We start from the raw sequence: 2019 nt of genomic DNA, 5'->3' as shown, positions 1-2019 counted from the left end.
CGGGAATGGCGATCGGCACACCGTTAGTGACGTTGATATTTACCGTCGCGGGGACAGTTGCAGCCCCGTCGCTAGCACTGTAAGTGAAGGTATCAATTCCGACAAAGCCTGGGTTAGGAGTGTAAGTGAAGTCGCCCTTGGGATTGAGTACGAGTTTACCTTTGGTCGGCCCTGTGACGAGTGCGGCACTCAACGTGTCTAAAGGGTCGAAGTCGAAGTCATTGAATAAGACGGATGGAAATCCGGTCAAAACTCGCTCGTGCAAAACGTTGTAGCTGTCGGGAATGGCTACAGGCGCAGCGTTAGTAACATCGATCGTAACTGTTGCTGCTTGAACAGACGAATCTGTACCGTCGCTAGCTTTGTAAGTAAAGGTATCAGTCCCGACAAAACCTGCTTGGGGAGTATAAACGAAGTCGCCGGTGGCAGCGTTTAAGACGATCGTACCCTTGGTCGGGCCTGCAACCACAACGGCAGTCCGCGAGTCGCCGTTGGCGTCAGTGTCGTTGTTTAAGATTCCCGCCCCCGCAGGGACGGTGAAAACTTTGTCGTGCGGGATACTGTAGGTGTCATTAGCCGCCACCGGGAAATTATTAACCGAGATGGCGCCGAGGGTAAAACTCGCACTTGCTTGATCTGTAGCATCGCCGAAAAATAGGAAGTTTGGCTGGCTGTAGGGATTGTAGGGTAAAGGTGGCTGGCTGGTTGCTGGATTAAATGCCGTGTAGTTGCGCAGCGGCTGATTTGTCAGGGCTGGTATTGCTGTTGGGCCGGCAAACAGGGTGTAAGTGTTGCCTTGAACTACCAGTTTGTAGTCGGTAGCAGCGCTGATATTAACATTCGCATTTACCCCGCGAGTAAACAGGGGAGTATCTTGTTGAGCAAAAATGCCTCCGCCCGGGCCGAGGTTGCGGTTGGTGAAACCGAGTTCAATGCCGTTTTGACCGTCGCTGCTAATGGCGATGATGCTGAAACCGGCTCGATCGTTACTATTACTGGTTTCCGCCGTAACTGCAACGTTGAAAGAGACGCTGTAGCCGTTGGTGCGATTGAGTGCGGGGAAAGTTGCATTGAGTTGAGCAAATGTTTGTGGCGTCGCTGGCGGACTTGGAGGAGTGTATTTGTAATTGGTGTAGCCCGCATAGCCTGTAGTGTTATTGGCGGCGGTAACGCTAGCAGTATTAATGCCCGTGTTGGGCGAGAACGCACCAGCAGGTAGGACACCACCGAAGCCAGGAAGAGGTACTTGTCCGTAAGCTAGTTGGGTGACACCTGAGGCCCCGATGCCCGGTGTTCCCGGAAGCGGTGGAAAGTTACTTGTGCCGTCGTAGAGGGTTAAACCGAAGGCGTATTGATAGGTGGCTCTTGTGGCTGGGTCGATCGCCAGCCCAGCCACCATAACTCCCGTTGTATAATCTAGCACCCAGTCTCCGCCTTGAGCTGCACTTCCTACAGGCTTGCTAGACGCAGCAATTTTTGCCCGGGTTAGTTGACTGATTTGCTGTACGAAGTTAGCGCCTTTTTCGCCCGCCGCTACTTCGCACCCGTACAGCAAAATCTCTGCACTTTCTACCAGGGCTGCTGACCAACGCTGCAATTTTTCACCATAAAAGTTTAAATTTGTCAAGTTTAGGTCGATCGCGCCTAGGAGCAAACTCGCGGGGCGGCCGTGGGAGAGAAGATGAATGCTTTTAAGATTGCTGCGACTTGCTAGCACTTCCGTAATTTGTGCTACTCCATCCCGGGCCGCATCGAGGATAATTACTTCTGTCCCGGCTGCGATACCGTTGCTGAGGATTGCGATATCGGGGAGAGCAGAGTCGAAAAAGGCGATCGAATTGATAACAGAATTGATAAAATTTGGCACAATATACCTCTGGTTAAATGACCTTACGGAAATTAATATGTATGAAATTTAGCAAATTTTAATATTAAATGTCATCAGTAAAATTAACTGCTAGGGCTCGTAGTCAGGACGAAGAGTCCTTTCTTTGATGCGGACTAGCATTCGGAACGATC

Annotated in this window: 1 protein-coding gene; it reads right to left on the bottom strand. The window is 51.1% G+C overall.

The genetic code is table 11. The annotated features are described in order from the left end of the window. Positions 1-1867: DUF4347 domain-containing protein (locus QT974_RS32035; protein WP_333472405.1), on the bottom strand; the 1867-nt coding region annotated here is incomplete at its 3' end. Between the last annotated feature and the right edge of the window lie 152 nt (positions 1868-2019).

This window comes from Microcoleus sp. BM001215392, assembly GCF_036700185.1.
In the GTDB taxonomy this organism is placed as follows: Bacteria; Cyanobacteriota; Cyanobacteriia; order Cyanobacteriales; family Microcoleaceae; genus Microcoleus.
This window is presented reverse-complemented; position numbering and strand designations above follow the sequence as displayed.